We start from the raw sequence: 17,588 nt of genomic DNA, 5'->3' as shown, positions 1-17,588 counted from the left end.
TCATCTCCCTCACCGGCTGTCATCAAACAGCCTGACACGCTAACGGGCGCTTCCGGCACAGGCTAACACGGTTTCCGCTTTCACCTGCACAGCTCCGGGACCATCTTCTGCCGCCTCTCTGCTCCCCTTTCACACCAACCGGGGTCTCTGAAAGCTTCCTTTCGGCATACTCTTCCCTTCCAAGCTTTTTCCATATGATGTCTTTAGTCTATCCTGTTCAAATAAATTTGTCAAGGTATCGTTTGTTTTTCCGGCGTTTTATGTTGCAGTTCAGCCATGCATCTTCATCCAAACCATCGCATAAATGAACTCTAATATTTTTATTGATTTTTTATCCGCCAAAGACTACACTGTGGTTACCAAAAAACTTTTTTCACAGATCTTTGCATCGGTATCCTGCAGATCTGCGGCGTCTCTTAACTCTGGAGGAATGAGCTTATGAATCATACATTACTTAACAATCAGGAACGCGCAAGACAGCTCCGGATCCGGATCGAAAATATCACGATCCTTCTGCTCGCCGTCTTTTCCTTTTTCCTGTTCCTTTTGACCTTTTTCCCGTTTTCCAGGATCTCAAAGGCCATGCAGGGATCCTTTGAGATGGGGCGCATGGTTCAGCGTGCCTTTTCCATTGTTCTTTTCGTATTGTCCCTGCAGTTATGGAAGAGAAAACGGAACGCATGGATGATCGCCATGGGGATCTTTGTCCTCAATTTTCTGCGCGGACTCATCGGAATGGGACATCCGCTGCACAACGGGATCATGATTCTCGACCTTTTCTTATTTATCCTGTTTTTCATCACGCGGAAAGATTTCTGCTGCCCGGCCGGACGCGGAAACCGCCGACAAACACTGCTTCTGGCACTTTTTGCCATCATCGGTGTCCTCATAAATGTAGGGATCACCTGGCACTATATGCGGCTCGGAGCCGCGGACGGCGCTTCTATCTCCTTTGCCGACAGCTTCACTCAGGGAATCAGTATGATCTTCGGCATGGGAAGTCTTCCCGCGTCTATGGCTGACCGCCATGGAACGGAGTTCGTCCTGTTCTGGTTCAGCTGGGGCTGTATTCTCGCCGCTATTCTCTGTGCCGTGCGCCCGTGGATTCAGAAACAGGCCCACGGATCCCAGGAAATCCAGCATGCCAGAACACTTTTAAATCTTTACAGCCAAAATCCCTGCTCCTATCTTGCACTGGAGGATGACAAATGCCTGTATTTTGGTCACTCAGTCGATGGCGTGCTTCCTTATGGAACTGTCGGTGACACCATCGTCGTAAACGGTGATCCTGTGTGCAGAGATGAGGACTTTCCAGCTCTCCTGACGGAATTCAGAGAATTCTGTCAGAACAGCGCCCACAACATTTTCTTTCTCGGGCTGACGGACTATTATCTCAGGGAATATGAAAAACAGGGTTTTGGTCTCGTAAAGAGCGGTGAGGAGGCGCGTTTTAAACTCGCCGATTACGAGATCAGCGGCAAAAAGGGCGCGAAAATGCGAATGAACATCAACCATGCCACGAAAGCCGGTGTCACCGTCCATGAATACAAGGTCCTTGAGAAACGCGATCCGGCTCTTGACCGGGAATTCGACCGGATCACCGATGAATGGCTGGATGGCAAGAAGAGTGGCATGCTCCGGTTCACCATGGGTACCGTAGGACTTGAGGATCCGATGGATAAGCGTTATTTCTACGCATTAAATTCTGATGGAAAAATGGTTGCCTTTATCGTCTTTGTTCCATTTCTTGGAAAAAGCGGCTACATGGCAGATGTGACGAGACATGGGAAAGACGCGCCCAGCGGAGTCATGGAGACGATCATATACGAGGCATTTCAGGTATTCAAGGAAGAAGGCATCGGCTACGGCAGCCTCGGTGTTGCCCCTCTGGCAGGATTAAGTGCCGAGAGCAAAAATCCGATGGAACGTCTTCTGCAGTTTATCTATGACCACTTAAATGCCTGCTATGGATTCCGGGATCTTTACCGCGCGAAAGAAAAGTACAGTCCCACCGAATGGGTTCCGTCCTATTACGCATATCTTCCGAAATATCCGACGCCAAGCATGCTCTACGCTGCTGTCGAGATCCAGAATCCCCACGGGATCCGCGGTTACATTCTGACGTTTCTAAAAGGAGAGCTGCACAAATGGAAAAAATGATCTGCCGTCAGGGAATGGCGGATACGTCTCAGGTGTGGATCTATTATAAGGAAAGCGGAGCCGGTATTCCGGTTCTGATGCTGCATGGGAACGCTGAGACGCACCTGATCTTTGATTATTACGAAAAAAAGCTGTCCATGAAATACCGTGTCATTCTCATGGACAGCCGCGCCCACGGGCGCTCACGGATCAAACCGGAATACGCAGAATCAGAGTTCACTACCACAGATATGGCGAGGGACGCCGCAGCGCTTCTGAATGTCCTTCATATCCCGTCCTGTATTCTTTTTGGATTCAGTGATGGGGCAAATATTGCCCTCGAATTCGCGTCCCTGTTTCCGGATCGGACTCGTGCCGTGATTGCCATCAGCGGGAATGTCTCACCGGATGGGCTAATTCTTCCAGTCCGGGCTTTCTGTGTGGGGAAATATTTCTGTCTGAAAGCGGCAACAAGTCTGTTCCGGAGAATCTGCAAAAAAAGCCCTGCCGCTGCCTGCATCTTCCCGCATCTTTTCCGGCATCAACAGCTCGCTTCCCTGCTCTGCAATTCTCCCATGATGTCCCGAGAACAGCTTGAGAAGATCCTGTCTCCGGTTCTCCTGATCGCCGGTACGAGGGATCTCGTAAAGGTCTCCCACTCCCGCCTGATGGCCCGGTTGATTCCACACGCGCAATTAGTTTTGGTAAAAGGGGCAACTCATACGGCCATGTTTGGGCATAAATCGTTTTATCTGAAAATCATCCATGATTTTCTGAATCAATTACGAATGGCCCAGTAATTGTTTCATGCAATCAAGAAGAGTGTTCCGTACCAGCATCCCTCTCTGCCTTAAAATACACGATCCGCATTTCCTCCTTCGGAAGATGACAGGCAAAGCTGAACCGATTCTTTGTCTCCCAGACGCTTCCAATCGTGCGGTCAGTCACCGTATATCCCAGCTTTTTCAACATCTCCCGCTCCAGCGGAATCTTTAATTTATCCGGCGAACCTTCCGGGTATTTCTGCATGAAGAGTTTTCTCGATTTTGCCTGGTAATCCATATCAAGGTCCACCCCCGTGATCATAGCATCCGGCTTCATGTACGGCTCCATGTTCTCAAAATAGTTGCTCTTAAAGTAAAAATCCGACTCAATACAACTGAAAAACGCCACATTGACATCCACACAGTGTTCCGCCAGCGGATAATCCATGGATGCATCCGCAATATATAAGATATCCCGGTCCAGATTCAGAGCAGAAATCAGTTTTTTGTACATGGAGATCGTCTCCGGGTATTTGTCTATGATAATATACAGGGCGTCCTTCGGAAGTTCATGAAGGTGTGTATACAGATAAAAATATCCGTTTACGAAATTTTCCAGAATCACCTTCCCGGTAAGCTCCTGCTCTCCAAGATCTTTCTGGATCTGGTCGGATGCCAGCTGATAGCATTTCAGGAAATCGCTCGTGAGTGTCTGATAAAGTTCCCGTTTTACATCCGGTGCATCATAGATCGCCGTATAACGGTTTCCTGTTACCAGAATCCCCTTTTCAATGGAAGCCTCATACCCACAGCTGCAGGTAAGTTTTCCCTCATACAGATATTTATACGCGAACGTCGCATTGCGGACTTCCAGCTGTTTCTTACAGTTCGGACATACAAGATACGGCAGTGCGCGAATCGGAACGCCCTGGCGCTCCCTGTTCGGCTTTCCTGTCTCCTCAAACTCCCGGATTTCTTTCGCAACCAGTTCTTCTGCACCCTTGATAGCTACCTGTTCTGCCGCAAGTTCACCGGATTTTTCCTGCAGCATATGAATGTACTGCTTCATAGTCTCCGGCTCCACCCAGTTGGATGTCCGCCTCAGGTTCATGATATCCTCGATTTCCTTCAGATGAAAGCGCATGGATTTCAGTTTCTGAATATACTGGAGGTTCTCCGCTTCTCTGGGAGAAAAATCATACTGTGAGCCATTTTTATGAGGAATCAAAAGTCCAATTGAAATATAATGCCGGATCGTATCGATCGTCACATTGTTGAGCCTTGCAAGTTCACCGATTTTCATATTGCGTCCTCCTCATTTTTCATCTGAAAACGTAAAAGGGGAATCCTTCTCCGGATTCCCCCTTTCAATTCTATCAAAAAATTTATATTTTCGCAATATTAACAATATCCAATATTCATCGCGACAACAAGAACAACACAGGAGATCACAAACAGCCCGCATACTAATGGAAGAATAAATTTCTCCCATTTTGAAAACGGCACACGCCCAAAGCTTAATGCCAGAAGCAGGACTCCGAGAAGGGGCGTGCAGAGGTTCGTAAAACTGTCACCAAACTGATATGCAAGGATCGCTACCTGTGACTCGATTCCCACGATCTGCGCAATCGGAAGTACGATCGGCATGACGATCAACGCTTTTCCGGACCCGGACGGAATGATCAAATTGATCAGCATGATCACGATCAGGATTCCTATGATAGAAATCACCGGGGACAGGCCGCTTAACGGTCTGGACAGATAATATACGATGGTATCAAGGATCGATGCCTGCGTGAATACCCAGGAAATTCCATATGCGACACCCATAATAAAGCAGGCACCTGTCATGCTGGACGCACCTTTGATAAAGGTTTCCGCAGTTCCATTGATCCCAAGTCCTGATAAGAGGCAGGAAACGATTCCTGTGATAATGAAGATCGCCCCGAGATGGTTAAAGTTCCATGCCCAGTTGATGGCACCGTATACATAGCAGGCGATTCCTCCGAGTAGTACCAGAATGATCACTGCGTGTTTCGCGGTAAACGGCTGTGACTCAAAAGCACTGGCATCAAAAGCCAGATCAGAGACATCCACTCCTGCGACCAGACTCTTCTCCGGATTTTTTTGTACCTTTTTTGCATACTGGAGAATATATAAGAGGCATAATGCCGGAATTACAATGAATAATGCGATTCTGAGACCGATTCCGGAATACATTCCGAGACCTGCGAGTGTCTGGGAAACACCGACGGTATACGGATTTGTCGGTCCACATGAGAATCCTGCAATGGCTCCGACAATCGCGATGGCTACTCCCACGATGGAATCGTATCCGAGTCCGACGGCAATGGAAATCGCGATCGGAATAAAAGGAATAGAACCTTCGATAAACCCAAGGAATCCGCCCATAAGTGCAAAGATATAAAAAAGAAATATCAGAATCAGATTTCCGCGGCTTAAGCCGACTTTTTTAATAACGCGGGAGATTCCGATATTTAAAGCGCCGGATGCCTGAATACACTCAAGGCCTCCACCGATCAAAAGTGCCGCAATCAGAAGACTCACGCTGTTCGTCATACCTGCCGGGATGGCAAGGAAGATATCAAAAGGAGTCGCCGGATGATTGTCGACAAAAGCAAAGCTTGCCGGGTCCACCGCCATTTTTCCGTTAATCTCCGTCCGCACATATGCACCCGCCGGAATCAGATATGTAAGGATCACCGCACCGATGATCATGAAAAACAACAGTGCAATCGAGTTCAGAGGTTTCTTTTCCTTTTTCATACGCTTACACTCCTTCCGTATTTAAATATTCAAGCATCTTTACCGCATTATTCACATGTACCCGGATCCCGATGAGAAGTGCCTCCGGGTTAAGATGGAAATATGGATTGTGAAGCGCAGGAGAATTCCCGCCGTCACCAACTCCCAGCCAGAAGAATGTTCCCGGAACCTTCGCAAGGTAGGCGCCGCAATCCTCACTCGTCATCGCCGGTTCCTCTGTGTCGATCACATTTTCCGCGCCGAGAAGTTCTGATAAAACTTCCACGGTCTTCTCCGTAAATTTCACATCGTTGATGCACGGCTGATAACCTTCCGTGTGTTCATATTTTAAGGTACACCGGTTCGCCTTCGCAATGGAATCCGCCAGTTCTTCCACCCGCTTTGTCAGGTGTTCCCGAACCTTCTGGCTAAATGTCCGGTATCCGCCCTCTAAAATGACTTTGTCCGCAACCGCGTTCCATACAGATCCAGGTGTCTCAAGTTTTCCAATGGAGAATACACAGGTCTCCAATGCACTCACTTCTCTTGTCGGAAGCATATGAATCGCACTGATCAGTTCCCCTGCCGCCGGAACCGGATCCACCGCCTCTTGAGGTCTTGCACCGTGTCCCCCATGTCCCTGAATCGTGATTTTAAACACATCACTGGACGCGCAGGCATTCTTTTTTGAGACAAAAACTTTTCCGGTTGGTACAGATGGCTGTACATGCATCACCAGGCACGCGTCCACATCTTCCATAACGCCTTCCTGAATCATGAACGCTGCTCCTCCCGCGCCATCATATCCAGCCGCCTGTACTTCTTCTTTCATGAACTCCGGCGTTTCTTCTTCTGCCGGCTGGAAAACAAATTTAATTTTCCCGGAGAAAGCCTCTTTATGTTTTGCAAGTACCGCTGTCGCTCCCAAGAGCATCGTCACATGCCCGTCATGCCCACAGGCATGCATATTTCCTTCATACTCGGATCTGTAGCTGCAGTCCGCCAGTTCTTTGATTGCCAGACAGTCCATATCCGCGCGGATCATAAGCGTTTTTCCCGGTCTGCCGGAATCCAGGATCCCAACCACGCCTGTCATCGCAACGTGTTCCGTGACAGATAAACCACACTTTTTCAGATATTCTGCGATGATGCCGGATGTACGGATCTCATTGAACCCGCGTTCCGGGTGGCGGTGCAGGTCTTCAAACATCGCCGTCACAGAATCCTTCATTTCCATAATCTCCTGCTCATACATAAAACTTCCTCCTTCCAGATGCATTCATATCATTCCGCAGCCGCCAGTGCCGCAGCCTTTATGTCATTTCTCACAGGCCTTTAAGAAAGCCCGGAAGATTCCCTGCTGTGTGTCATCGTCATACATCATTTCCGGATGCCATTGAACCGCCGCCACAAATTTCTTTCCCGGTAATTCCACACCCTCTGCGATTCCTTCCTCCGTCTTTGCAGAAGCCACGAGTGCCGGTGCCAGATCTTTCACAGCCTGATGATGCAGAGAGTTTACCCAGTGCTTTCCGGATCCAAGGATCGAACCTAACAGCGTATCTTCTTCTACCACCACACTGTGGACCGGGACATTTCTCCTGTTTGTCAGAATGCTGTGGGGGTAAAGTCCGTCTGTCACTACATCCTGATGAAGTGTGCCGCCGAAGAATACATTCATGATCTGGATTCCCCGGCATACACCAAGAATCGGAAGATCCATCTCCAGTGCTTTCTTTAAGAGTTCCATCTCATATCTGTCCCGCTCCGGATCCAGACTTCCACAGCATGTCACCCGCTCCCCATAAAGAGACGGACTCACGTCATTTCCACCGCTGATGATCAGTCCGTCTATGGTGTTCAGAATCCCGCATGCCCGATCTGCCTCTTTATCGATTGGGATCAGCACCGGTATTCCCCCGGCTTTCCAGACTGCATCCAGATAATCCTGAGCGATCAACTGCCATGCCTGTTCCTTTGCCCCGATCCCGGCATGAAAAGCATCCGGCACTTCCGCAAGATAATTACAGGTAATTCCTATCAGTATCTGTCTCATCCATCTCTCCTCCTTTGATTTTATGAATCCCATTCTACTTTTTCGCCTTAACCGTATGTCAAGTACCTGTTTTTTCCAATTTTCAAAAAAACGTGGGGTAACCCGATGTTTTCCTGTGTTCTGTATCACCGCGTTCCTTCATATATTGGATCAGATAGCTCTCTGCGACTCAGATCTTCCTGCTTCTCTATAGGAGGTTGCCACCTATGCATTTTTGTCGGTTTTCCAATATTTTCTTACAGGCAGTGCTGCAAATGCGCAGATATGCCGAACGGTTATTTCCGTGGTCCTTAGTCGTTTTTCTGGTATTCACACTCACTGCCTGCGGAAATGAACGGATTTCTTCTGATTTTCTAAAAGAGACCGGGGAATTTTATTCTTCTGACGCTCTTTCCTCTACCCAATCCGGTCATTCCGGAGAGGAGCCAAAGCTTCAGGCAGATTTTGATGCCTTCTGCACGAAACTGTTTCGGAAGGAGATGGCATCTTCCAACACTCTGGATCTTCACTATACGCTTCTGCACCCGGAAAATTATGGAATTGATGCTGAAGATGCTGCTCTCGGTACATACCGTCTGTCGGAGCTCATAAAAAACAGCCGTGAGATTCATGACCTGAAGGAAAAGCTCTCCGAGTTTGATCCCCATATGCTGTCCGATGACCAGCAGATCCTCTATGACTCCCTTTCTGAGAGAATTGAGACCGGTCTGATGGCGGAAGGTTTAGAACTTTATGATCAACCTCTCGCTCCCACCATCGGGATTCAGGCACAGCTTCCGATCCTGCTGACGGAGTATTCCTTTCACTCGCTTCAGGATGTGGAGGATTATCTTGCTCTGCTCTCCCAGCTTGATTCCTATTATGGGGATATCCTCTTCTTTGAAGAACAGAAAGCGGCTGCTGGGCTCGGACCATCTGACGCCTCGATTGAACGGATCCTGGAATCCTGTCAGAGTTATCTCATGGATCCGGTGAACAATTTTCTCACGGAAACCTTTGAGACACGGTTAAATTCTCTTTCCACAGATATTTCCCTGTCGGAACAACAGAAAAATGATTTCCGCTCCCGCCATCTTGAGGTCATAAAGAACTCGTTTTTTCCCGCTTACCGTCATTTAATCGATGGGCTTTCCGGGTTAAAGGGACGCGGTATCAATGAAGGTGGGCTCTGCGGATTCCGGAATGGCAGACGATATTATGAATATCTTCTACGATCCGGTCCCGGGCTTTCTTATAATATAGAAGAGTTAAAGACATCTCTATATGATCGGATGCAGAAAGATCTGGAAACGATTTCTTCACTCTCGAAAAAGACAGATCCTGATCTCTCCTTTCGCCTTACCGATCCACCTGCGATTCTGGCTGATCTGCAGACACAGATGTCCGGAGATTTCCCGGTTCTTTCCGAAGCCTCAAAAAAATATGAGATCCGGTACGTTCCCACACAACTGGAATCTACGTTAAGTCCGGCGTTTTATCTTACTGCACCCCTTGACGATCCCACCCGGAATGTGATTTATATCAACAATGGTAGCACCAGCGCAAAAGACGAACTGTACCCAACACTCGCCCATGAGGGCTTTCCCGGTCATCTCTACCAGACCGTCTATTTCCGGGAACACACACACAATCCTCTGGCGGCCCTGCTCACCTGTTCCGGGGCAAATGAAGGATGGGCAACTTATGTAGAACAGCTGTCCTACTTCTATGATAATGGTCTTTCTGAAGAAAACAGCGCTTATCAGGCCGCCATGCGGTCCTTTTCTCTCTGTTTTCACTCACTTTTAGATATCGGGATCAATTATGACGGCTGGTCAAAAGACCGGGCTGCCGCCTTTGTCCGCACCTGCTTTGACGCGGATGACGCGCTGGTGGAGGAACTCTGGCAGACCATGATCGACAATCCCACAAATTATCTGGAGTATGCCGGCGGGTATGTGGAGATTCTGGAGATGCGGGAGGAAGCAGAAAAAAAGCTGGGGAACCGGTTTTCCGCGAAGGAATTCCATAAGTTCCTTCTCGATCTCGGTCCTGTGCCGTTTTCGGTGACACGGAAATACTTTACATTATGGCTCCAACAATTCTAAATTAGAATGTGCCTTGGAATTTCCTATTACAAAAAAATGGCTGCCCGGAGAACTTTCCCTGTTCTCCGGTACAGCCGTCTCACTTTTCCCTATAAAATTTTTCTCAACCCACACTGTCGGATGCCACAATATTTACACCGCAGCCACAGATATTCTCAACGATCACATCATATCTCTTCACCGGCGCTTTTACATCCACCGCTTTTAATACTTTCATGCAATCCGCGAGCAGTTCCTTCGGAATCGGCTTTTCAGAACGGACCGGAAGAAGCGGCTGAGCTGCACCCTCTAACTTTACGGTGCTTGTGAGAATCCTTACCGGATGTGCAAATTCCTGCTTCCCGTACTCCTCTCCACGCTTACATGTATATCCAGTGATCGAATCCACCCGGTCGCCTTCGCCTGTTACAGTGATATGACATCCCATCGGGCAGACAGTACAGATAATCTCTTTCTCCATCTTGTCTCCATCCTTCCTATTTCACTACTTCTACCGTTACGTCATCTCCGGTGATTTCAGCTGTTTTTACTTCTACATGGCACATCTCACCAGGATTTACACGCTTCGCCTTCTTCTCAGAGAGTACCTTATCTCCGCTCTTTACACGGATCACAACATCCAGTTCCGGATGAAGGACACGGAAGAACAGACGGACGGTCTCATTTTCTTCACCGATCTTTACACGCTGCGGGCAGAGATAGCGGACATTTTCACCTGTCACAGACGGAACCTCGCGGTTTGCCTCCGGGAGTTTGTGCATCGCATAACGGGCTGCAGATGCACCTGCATTCATACTCTCAACGGTTACATTGTCAACAAGATCGTTTACATGAACAACATTTCCACATGCAAATACGTTATCCCAGGATGTCTGCATATACTGGTTTACTTCCGGTCCATTTGTGATACGGGAGATCTTCACATCAGCGCCGCGGCTCAGTTCATTCTCCGGGATCAGACCAACTGACAGAAGCAGCGTGTCACACGGAATAAACTCTTCTGTTTCCGGGATCGGTTTTTTATCCTTATCAACCTGTGCGATATAAACTCCCTCTACTCTCTCGTTTCCGACAATTCTTGTCACCGTATGAGAAAGTTTTAACGGAATTCCAAAATCATCCAGGCACTGAACTTTATTTCTCGTCAAACCTGCAAGGAAGTCCATCAGCTCCACAACAGCGATGACATGGGCACCTTCCAGTGTCATTCTTCTCGCCATGATCATTCCGATATCACCGGAACCGAGGATCACGATATTCTTTCCAACTACAGCGTTCTGGCGGTTAACAAGACGCTGTGCAGCACCTGCTGTGTAAACGCCTGCCGGTCTTGTTCCCGGGATCATGATGCCCGCACGTGTTCTCTCACGGCATCCCATCGCAAGAACGATGCTTCCGGCTTTTACCTTTGTCATTCCGTATTCGGAGTTTACACAGATCACTGCGCTCTCTTCCGGAATAACCTCAAGCACCATGGAATTTAATAATACTTCCGCACCAAGTGCCAGCGCCTCTTCTTTGAAATGTCCCGCATACTCCGGACCTGTCAGCTCTTTATGGAAATAAGTAAGTCCGAATCCCGGATGGATACACTGCTGTAAGATTCCACCGAGTTTCTCATCTCTCTCGATGATCAGAACTTTCTCCGCCCCTTCTTTTTTTGCTGCCACAGCGGCAGATAAGCCTGCCGGACCTCCTCCTACAATTACCACATCAGTCTGAATCTCGTACATAGCATCCTCCCCTATCTCGTTTTCCCGGCAACCATATAGGAACCCGCATTGTTTTTATTAACTTCTTCAACCGGAATACCCAGTTCTCTTGCTAAAATCTCGATGACCTTCGGTCCGCAGAAACCACCCTGACAGCGTCCCATTCCCGCTCTTACACGGCGTTTTACAGCGTCCACGCTTCTCGCACCGAGCGGTCTGTGGATCGCATCCAGAATCTCACCCTCTGTAATCGTCTCGCAGCGGCAGATAACTCTTCCGTATGCCGGATTTTCTTTTACGATCTCATCCTGCTCCTCGCGGCTCAACTCATGGAAACGGACGATTCCTTTTCTCGTAGAAATAAAGTTCTCCTTAAATACCATCGGAGCGCCCATCTCTCTCATAACATCCGCAACATATACACCCATCGCTACGGAGAGTGTAAGACCTGTGGAGCGAACGCCTGACAGGTTGATATAACCCTTTAAGTCGTCATATGTATCAACATGAAGTCCTTCCGGATTTCTGTTCGGGCGCAAACCGCTGTACTGGGTGATGCTGTCGCGGACACTGACGTTCGGGATCAGGTTCTTTACATCCTTTAAGATGCTGTCGAGACCTTCTTTTGTCACAGACTTATCCGTCTTATTATCAAGATCCTCAGCAGTCGGTCCCACTAACATATTTCCATGAATGGTCGGACACATTAATTTTCCTTTTGTGATCTTGGTCGGGATCGGAAGTACGATCTCATTTACCTTACAGCTTGTGTTCTTATCAAGAATATAGAACTGGCCTCTTCTTGCAACGACTTTGTAATCAGCCTTTCCTACCATTGCAGCGATCTCATCGCAGTAGAGAGCCGCTGCGTTGATGACATATTTTGTCTCGATCGTCTCACCTGTCGTTACAACCTCACTTACAGCTCCATCTTTTACCTTGATATCGGTCACTTTTGTATTTAAAAGGAAATGAACACCATTTGCATTTGCATTTTCTGCCAGAGCCTGCACAAGGATAAACGGATCGATGATACTCTCTCTCGGAATATAGAGTCCGCCTTTGACCTCCGGATTCAGGTTCGGCTCCATCTCAAGAAGTTCTTCCGCTGTCTTATACTGAACATCGTAAACACGGTTCATAAATGCTTTGTGCTTGATCTCCGGGAGTTTTTCGTACTGTTCTTCCGTGATCGCCGGAAGGATCGCTCCGACTCTCTTAAACGGGATATCAAGATCCCTGGTGAGCTGATCATACATCGGGTTTGCCGCTACAACAAGCTGGGATTCCAGTGTTCCCGGTGACGCATCGTATCCGGTATGGATGATCGCGCTGTTGGACTTTGATGCATCGCCGCCAACATCTTCATTTTTCTCTACTACGGTTACATCCAGCTGATATCTGGATAACTCGCGGGCGATCGCACATCCGACTGCACCTGCACCAATAATTACCACATCTGTTTTCATATTTCCTCTCCTTCACCTTTATTCAATCAAATTCTCCGGTCAGTTCCGGTCCATCTGTCTCTTCTTCCTCGACCCATTCCTTCGCTCTGGCGACTGCCCGATGCCACATCCGCATCTTTTTCTCCCGCTCTTTTTCACTCATTTTCGGATAATAACGTTTTTTGAGCTTCCAGTTCGCCTCGATCTCATCAAGGTCTTTAAATAATCCAGATCCATACGCTGCCATATAGGCAACTCCCAGTGCAGTTGTCTCGGAGATTTCCGGCACATCCACCGGAATTCCAAGAATATCCGCCTGAAACTGCATCAGAAATTCATTTGCTGTAATTCCGCCGTCCACACGCATCGCACGGATCCTGATGCCGGAATCCATCTCCATCAGATCAAGAATATCTCTTACCTGATAAGCGATGCTCTCCAGGGCAGCCCGGACCACATGAGCCCGCTCAGTTCCTGGTGTGATCCCGATCAGCATTCCTCTCGCGTATGGATCCCAGTACGGCGCTGCAAGTCCGGTGAGCGCCGGTACAAAACAGACACCGGCTGTATCCGGAACCGATTCCGCGAGTTCTCCCGTCTCCTTCGCATCGGAAATAAGATGCATCTTGTCCTTCATCCATGTGATGACGGAACCTGCAACATAGATTCCTCCGTCCAGAGCGAATACCATGTCTTTTCCATGCATTTTCCAGCCGACGCATGTAAGAAGTCCTGTATTGGAATAAACCGGTGTTTTTCCTGTGTTCATCAGCATGAAGCATCCGGTTCCATATGTCGTTTTGACCATTCCCTCGCTCAGACAGGCCTGTCCAAACAGGGCCGCCTGCTGGTCCACCATATTTCCGGAAATCAGGATCTTTCCTTCTTTTCCGTCACACCCCCGCAGTGTGGCATATCCATATTTTTCTGTGCTGTTTCGGATCTCCGGAAGAATGCTCTTCGGAATTTCCAAAAGCTCCAGCAATTCGTGATCCCATTCATTCGTATGGATATTGAAAAGTGCGGTCCTTGATGCCGTCGAATAATCGGTAGCAAAGACTTTTCGGTCAGTGAGATTCCAGATAAACCAGGAATCGGTCGGTCCTGCCAACAGTCTTCCTTCCATCGCAGCTTCCTTCGCGCCTTCCACATTGTCAAGGATCCATTTGATCTTTGTCGCGCCAAAATACGCATCTGCATGAAGTCCTGTCTTCTGGCGGATCATATACCGGATATCTTCTTCCAGCTCTTCGATCCATGTTGCAGTCCTTCGATCCTGCCAGACGATTGCCGGATAAAGCGGTTCGCCTGTCACTTTATCCCAGACGACAACCGTCTCTCCCTGATTGTCGATTCCCATGCATTCGACCTGTTCAGCTGTCACATGGGCTTTTTCCATCACCTCTTCTGCCGCCTCCTTTATCTGCGCCAGGATTTCTTTCGGATCGTGTTCCACCCAGCCCGGCTGCGGATAATATTGTTTATGTTCTTTATGTGACGAAGCGGTCAGATTCCAGTCTTCATCCAGCAGGAGTACCGTTGTCCCGGTCGTTCCCTGATCAACTCCCATAAAGTATTTCCTGCTCAACGGTTCCCCTCACTTCCTTCCTGATACGCAGAATCATTTTCTGTTTTTTTATTGTATTTACTATATCACACAGATTTAGAGAATTATATTCATGATTTTTATAAAAATCACTCGTGTGTTTGTGCTATTTTGCACATGAAATTTGTGATTTTTATACAATCGCACATAATCGTAACTTTCCAGTGTCTTCTTCCGCTTTCTCTGTCTTTTCCTTCCGGCTGATTCCGTAAATCCACCTGTCCGGCAAATCCTTCTGTATCTGATCATGCCTCTCAGAAATATGGAAAAAGGGACTTCCACAGCCCACCATGGCTGCTCAGTCCCCTTTGCCTTTTTTCTGAAATCCAACATATTTTGTTCTTTCACGCCAGATACACTTTCATTCCCTTTGCCTTCAGTCTCCCGATCAGATTTTTATCCGCCTGCCGATCCGTCACGAGCGCATCGATCTGTTCCAGGCTGCACACCTGATTCATCGCCGTCACTCCAAATTTACTGTGATCCGCAAGTGCGATCACCTTCTGCGTCCGGCTGACCCCGATCCTGCGAAATGGAGTTTCCTCCACATGGTAATCTGTGATTCCAAATTTTTCCGTCAATCCGCCGACTCCGAGAAAAATCTTGTCCGTCTGGAAATAGCGCATATTTTCATCTGCAATGTTTCCGGATACGGAGAGTTCATTCTTGCGCACTTCTCCGCCGACCATGATCACCCGGATATTTTCATCCACTGATAGATCCAGTGCGATCGGGATCGAATTTGTGATCACAGTGAGGCGTCTCTTTTTTCCAACCAGAGCACGCGCAAATTCCCGCGTCGTCGTTCCAAGATCGACCGCGATCACTTCTCCATCCTCTACAAGATCAACGGCTCTCTGACCAATCGCCTTTTTTTCTTCATAGTGCTCCAGCTGGCGTTTCTCGATCTTCGGTTCCACTCCGCGTTTTTTTCTTAAGATCGCTCCTCCATATACACGGTCGACAAGTCCTCGTTTCTCCAGATATTCCAGATCTCTTCGGATCGTCTCCATGGACACACCATATTGCTCCACCAGCTCATTGGCCTTTACCATTCCGTCACGATTCAAAAGGGCTATGATCTTTTCCCGTCTGTCATACAGCACATTTCTCACCTTCCTTCTCCGTCTGCAGCCACTTCTGATATTGTCCCGGGCACACTCCCGTCATACGGCGGAACACACTCCCGAAGTGCGACTGATCATAAAACTGCATCTGGTAGGTAAGATCTGTCAATGACAGATCCGGCTTTTCCGCGATCGTCTGAATCGCATTCTGAAGGCAGATCTGAAGATTCAGCTGTTTCGGTGTGACTCCCACATTGCTGACAACTGCCTTCTGGATCGTCCTTGCACAGAATCCATACTCCTGTTCCAGTTCCTTCATTCGGATAACTTTTCTGTATTTCATCAGGTAATTTACGATCGAACTGGCCAGCTCCTTATCTGTTTCACGAATATCGGATTTTTTTCGGACACATTCCTGCAGGAATTTTGAGATCACCTCGCAGTGTTCCTGTCCATTGTCCACAGAATTTACTTCTTCTATAAACGGAACTGCCCAGGGAAATACATCGGTAAGCAGAAGTCCTTCAGCCGGAATATCTGCCGACGGAAGTCCGGTCAGTTTTGAGAAACTCGCCGGTGAGAACTGCAGCTGTGCACTTTCTTTGATCCCATACTGCGGCAGGATCTTCTTCTCCGGAAGCACCCCGTAAAGGTATGCTTTTGCTTCTTTTTCCTGCACGGAAAACATGATCCCGACCTGTCCAACACCTGGAATACAGTCCAGTCCTTCCGTTCCTTCGTTCATTCCGTAGCGAATGATCCGTACGATCTCATCTTCGATCCGGAGATACGTGTCTGTGCGTTTTCGTGTGATATCCCAAAAGGGCTGTTTTGTAAAAAAGCGATCAGTCGCTTTCAAAATTTCTGATTGCGTCATGGCACGTCCCTCCTTCTTTAATTTCAAACGACTGCGGATGGATCCTTTCTCTCATTTAATAATTTAACACAAAATTCTTTTTATTGTATATTAGCGTAATAAACAAAATTCAGTCTTAGTTTTTTGTCCTTTTTACGAAATTATTGTGTTTTTTCTAATATCACACAAAACTCCACATTTATTTGCATTCAATTTCAGTTGCCCGGCTCTTTTCTTTCTGCTATAATTTTTTCCATAAGATATAGACAGGAGATACATGCCAATGAAAACAAATGAAAAATTTCTCTCGTTTTATTACCGCAACATGAAAGAAGTCCCGGATATCCATCTGGATCTGAAAAAAACAGCTCTCCTGATCGTGGATATGCAGAAACATTTCATCTCAAAAGACGGCTACGATGCACTGCAGTGTAAGGAAGCCGGAGAGTGGGATGAATGGGAATGGTTTTACGATCACGTAGAAAAGGTGGTCATCCCGAATAACAAACGCCTTCTGGATTGCTGCCGGAAAAACGGAGTTGAAGTAACCTACGGGCGGATCGCGAGTCTGAAAAAAGACGGCTCTGACCGTTCCCGTGTCCAGAGCACCGTTGGCTGGAACGATATTTACGTCTATGTAGGCGACGACAGTGCAAAAATGGTCGATGAGCTTACCCCTCTCGAAGACGAGATCGTTGTAAATAAGACCACAGACAGCGTCAGCCTTGGAACAAACTACACCCAGATCCTCCACAATATGGGGATCGATACCGTGATCGTCACCGGTGTCGTGACCGACCAGTGTGTGGCCTCCACGATCCGCGTTCTCGCTGATCAGGGCTTCCGTGTGATTTGTCCGGAAGATTCCTGTGCAGCCGCTACCCAGGAGCTCCATGAAGCCGAATTACGAATCATGAACGTCATTTACTGTACTGTTCTGAGCACGGATGAGACGATCCAGCTGATCGAAGAAGCTGCAGCACAAGGAACGCCAGCTATCGACTGATCCATTCATCTGTTCCGCTTCTCTGCATAACACAACATAGCACCGGCAACTGGAGATTTCCTCCAGTTTGCCGGTGTTTTT

At 48.0% G+C, this 17,588-nt stretch carries 14 protein-coding genes and 1 other annotated feature (1 of these 15 running past the window's edge); of the genes, 4 read left to right on the top strand and 10 right to left on the bottom strand.

Annotation, left to right across the window (positions count from 1 at the left end):
• Positions 1-191, bottom strand: a binding site (T-box leader); it reaches 53 nt to the left of the window's first position.
• A gap of 247 nt (positions 192-438) precedes the next feature.
• Together FN001_RS03510 and FN001_RS03505 are read left to right on the top strand one after the other, a co-directional pair.
• On the top strand, positions 439-2,160 hold the full coding sequence (locus FN001_RS03510; protein ID WP_142410807.1) for a bifunctional lysylphosphatidylglycerol flippase/synthetase MprF: 1,722 nt from the start codon (positions 439-441) through the stop codon (positions 2,158-2,160).
• The gene (locus FN001_RS03505; RefSeq protein WP_142410806.1) at positions 2,148-2,939 is read left to right on the top strand and encodes an alpha/beta fold hydrolase; all 792 of its coding nucleotides are present in this window, start codon (positions 2,148-2,150) and stop codon (positions 2,937-2,939) included. Before FN001_RS03510 ends, FN001_RS03505 begins: the two co-directional genes overlap by 13 nt.
• A gap of 13 nt (positions 2,940-2,952) precedes the next feature.
• Here FN001_RS03505 and FN001_RS03500 read toward each other — a convergent pair whose 3' ends face one another.
• The 4 genes from FN001_RS03500 to FN001_RS03485 all read right to left on the bottom strand — a co-directional run bounded on the left by FN001_RS03500 (position 2,953) and on the right by FN001_RS03485 (position 7,725).
• The gene (locus FN001_RS03500; protein WP_142410805.1) at positions 2,953-4,206 is read right to left on the bottom strand and encodes a MerR family transcriptional regulator; all 1,254 of its coding nucleotides are present in this window, start codon (positions 4,204-4,206) and stop codon (positions 2,953-2,955) included.
• 98 nt (positions 4,207-4,304) lie between these two features.
• Positions 4,305-5,690 carry a YfcC family protein gene (locus FN001_RS03495; RefSeq protein ID WP_142410804.1) on the bottom strand — a complete coding sequence of 462 codons (1,386 nt, stop codon included), beginning with the start codon at positions 5,688-5,690 and terminating at the stop codon, positions 4,305-4,307.
• Between the two features lie 4 nt (positions 5,691-5,694).
• Complete coding sequence (locus FN001_RS03490; protein ID WP_185911828.1) at positions 5,695-6,924, bottom strand: M20 metallopeptidase family protein; 1,230 nt, start codon at positions 6,922-6,924, stop codon at positions 5,695-5,697.
• Positions 6,925-6,987: 63 nt separating this feature from the next.
• The gene (locus FN001_RS03485) at positions 6,988-7,725 is read right to left on the bottom strand and encodes a gamma-glutamyl-gamma-aminobutyrate hydrolase family protein (protein WP_185911827.1); all 738 of its coding nucleotides are present in this window, start codon (positions 7,723-7,725) and stop codon (positions 6,988-6,990) included.
• A gap of 206 nt (positions 7,726-7,931) precedes the next feature.
• On the opposite strand from FN001_RS03485, the gene FN001_RS03480 reads away from it, so the two are divergent.
• Complete coding sequence (locus tag FN001_RS03480) at positions 7,932-9,812, top strand: DUF885 domain-containing protein (protein ID WP_142410801.1); 1,881 nt, start codon at positions 7,932-7,934, stop codon at positions 9,810-9,812.
• Between the two features lie 103 nt (positions 9,813-9,915).
• On the opposite strand, the gene FN001_RS03475 is transcribed toward FN001_RS03480, so the two are convergent.
• The 6 genes from FN001_RS03475 to FN001_RS03450 form a co-directional block, all read right to left on the bottom strand.
• Complete coding sequence (locus FN001_RS03475) at positions 9,916-10,272, bottom strand: DUF1667 domain-containing protein (protein ID WP_142410800.1); 357 nt, start codon at positions 10,270-10,272, stop codon at positions 9,916-9,918.
• 16 nt (positions 10,273-10,288) lie between these two features.
• A complete protein-coding gene (locus FN001_RS03470; protein ID WP_118532194.1) occupies positions 10,289-11,545 on the bottom strand; it encodes an NAD(P)/FAD-dependent oxidoreductase in 1,257 nt (418 codons plus the stop codon).
• 11 nt (positions 11,546-11,556) lie between these two features.
• A complete protein-coding gene (locus FN001_RS03465; RefSeq protein ID WP_142410799.1) occupies positions 11,557-12,993 on the bottom strand; it encodes an NAD(P)/FAD-dependent oxidoreductase in 1,437 nt (478 codons plus the stop codon).
• 22 nt (positions 12,994-13,015) lie between these two features.
• The gene (gene glpK / locus FN001_RS03460) at positions 13,016-14,542 is read right to left on the bottom strand and encodes a glycerol kinase GlpK (RefSeq protein ID WP_142410798.1); all 1,527 of its coding nucleotides are present in this window, start codon (positions 14,540-14,542) and stop codon (positions 13,016-13,018) included.
• Between the two features lie 380 nt (positions 14,543-14,922).
• Complete coding sequence (locus FN001_RS03455) at positions 14,923-15,693, bottom strand: DeoR/GlpR family DNA-binding transcription regulator (protein WP_243121921.1); 771 nt, start codon at positions 15,691-15,693, stop codon at positions 14,923-14,925.
• Positions 15,674-16,522 (bottom strand): helix-turn-helix domain-containing protein, encoded by an 849-nt coding sequence (locus tag FN001_RS03450; RefSeq protein ID WP_142410797.1) that lies wholly within the window; start codon positions 16,520-16,522, stop codon positions 15,674-15,676. The genes FN001_RS03455 and FN001_RS03450 overlap by 20 nt, the downstream gene beginning before the upstream one ends.
• A 262-nt stretch (positions 16,523-16,784) precedes the next feature.
• On the opposite strand from FN001_RS03450, the gene FN001_RS03445 reads away from it, so the two are divergent.
• Positions 16,785-17,507: a cysteine hydrolase family protein gene (locus tag FN001_RS03445; RefSeq protein ID WP_142410796.1), complete on the top strand. Its 723-nt coding sequence runs from the start codon at positions 16,785-16,787 to the stop codon at positions 17,505-17,507.
• Positions 17,508-17,588 lie beyond the last annotated feature (81 nt).

The sequence above is a fragment of the Clostridium sp. Marseille-P7770 genome (genome assembly GCF_902143525.1).
Lineage (GTDB): Bacteria > Bacillota > Clostridia > Lachnospirales > Lachnospiraceae > Pilosibacter.
Note: the sequence above shows the minus strand (reverse complement) of the source record. Positions and strands in the feature narration are given on the sequence as shown.

What these genes read in the sequence shown, in the direction of transcription:
- FN001_RS03485 (WP_185911827.1), bottom strand. Translation starts at nt 7,725, where the DNA reads ATGAGACAGATACTGATAGGAATTACCTGTAATTATCTTGCGGAAGTG.
- glpK (WP_142410798.1), bottom strand. Translation starts at nt 14,542, where the DNA reads ATGGGAGTTGATCAGGGAACGACCGGGACAACGGTACTCCTGCTGGAT.
- FN001_RS03480 (WP_142410801.1), top strand. Translation starts at nt 7,932, where the DNA reads ATGCATTTTTGTCGGTTTTCCAATATTTTCTTACAGGCAGTGCTGCAA.
- FN001_RS03505 (WP_142410806.1), top strand. Translation starts at nt 2,148, where the DNA reads ATGGAAAAAATGATCTGCCGTCAGGGAATGGCGGATACGTCTCAGGTG.
- FN001_RS03500 (WP_142410805.1), bottom strand. Translation starts at nt 4,206, where the DNA reads ATGAAAATCGGTGAACTTGCAAGGCTCAACAATGTGACGATCGATACG.
- FN001_RS03475 (WP_142410800.1), bottom strand. Translation starts at nt 10,272, where the DNA reads ATGGAGAAAGAGATTATCTGTACTGTCTGCCCGATGGGATGTCATATC.
- FN001_RS03495 (WP_142410804.1), bottom strand. Translation starts at nt 5,690, where the DNA reads ATGAAAAAGGAAAAGAAACCTCTGAACTCGATTGCACTGTTGTTTTTC.
- FN001_RS03470 (WP_118532194.1), bottom strand. Translation starts at nt 11,545, where the DNA reads ATGTACGAGATTCAGACTGATGTGGTAATTGTAGGAGGAGGTCCGGCA.
- FN001_RS03465 (WP_142410799.1), bottom strand. Translation starts at nt 12,993, where the DNA reads ATGAAAACAGATGTGGTAATTATTGGTGCAGGTGCAGTCGGATGTGCG.
- FN001_RS03445 (WP_142410796.1), top strand. Translation starts at nt 16,785, where the DNA reads ATGAAAACAAATGAAAAATTTCTCTCGTTTTATTACCGCAACATGAAA.
- FN001_RS03490 (WP_185911828.1), bottom strand. Translation starts at nt 6,924, where the DNA reads ATGTATGAGCAGGAGATTATGGAAATGAAGGATTCTGTGACGGCGATG.
- FN001_RS03510 (WP_142410807.1), top strand. Translation starts at nt 439, where the DNA reads ATGAATCATACATTACTTAACAATCAGGAACGCGCAAGACAGCTCCGG.
- FN001_RS03450 (WP_142410797.1), bottom strand. Translation starts at nt 16,522, where the DNA reads ATGACGCAATCAGAAATTTTGAAAGCGACTGATCGCTTTTTTACAAAA.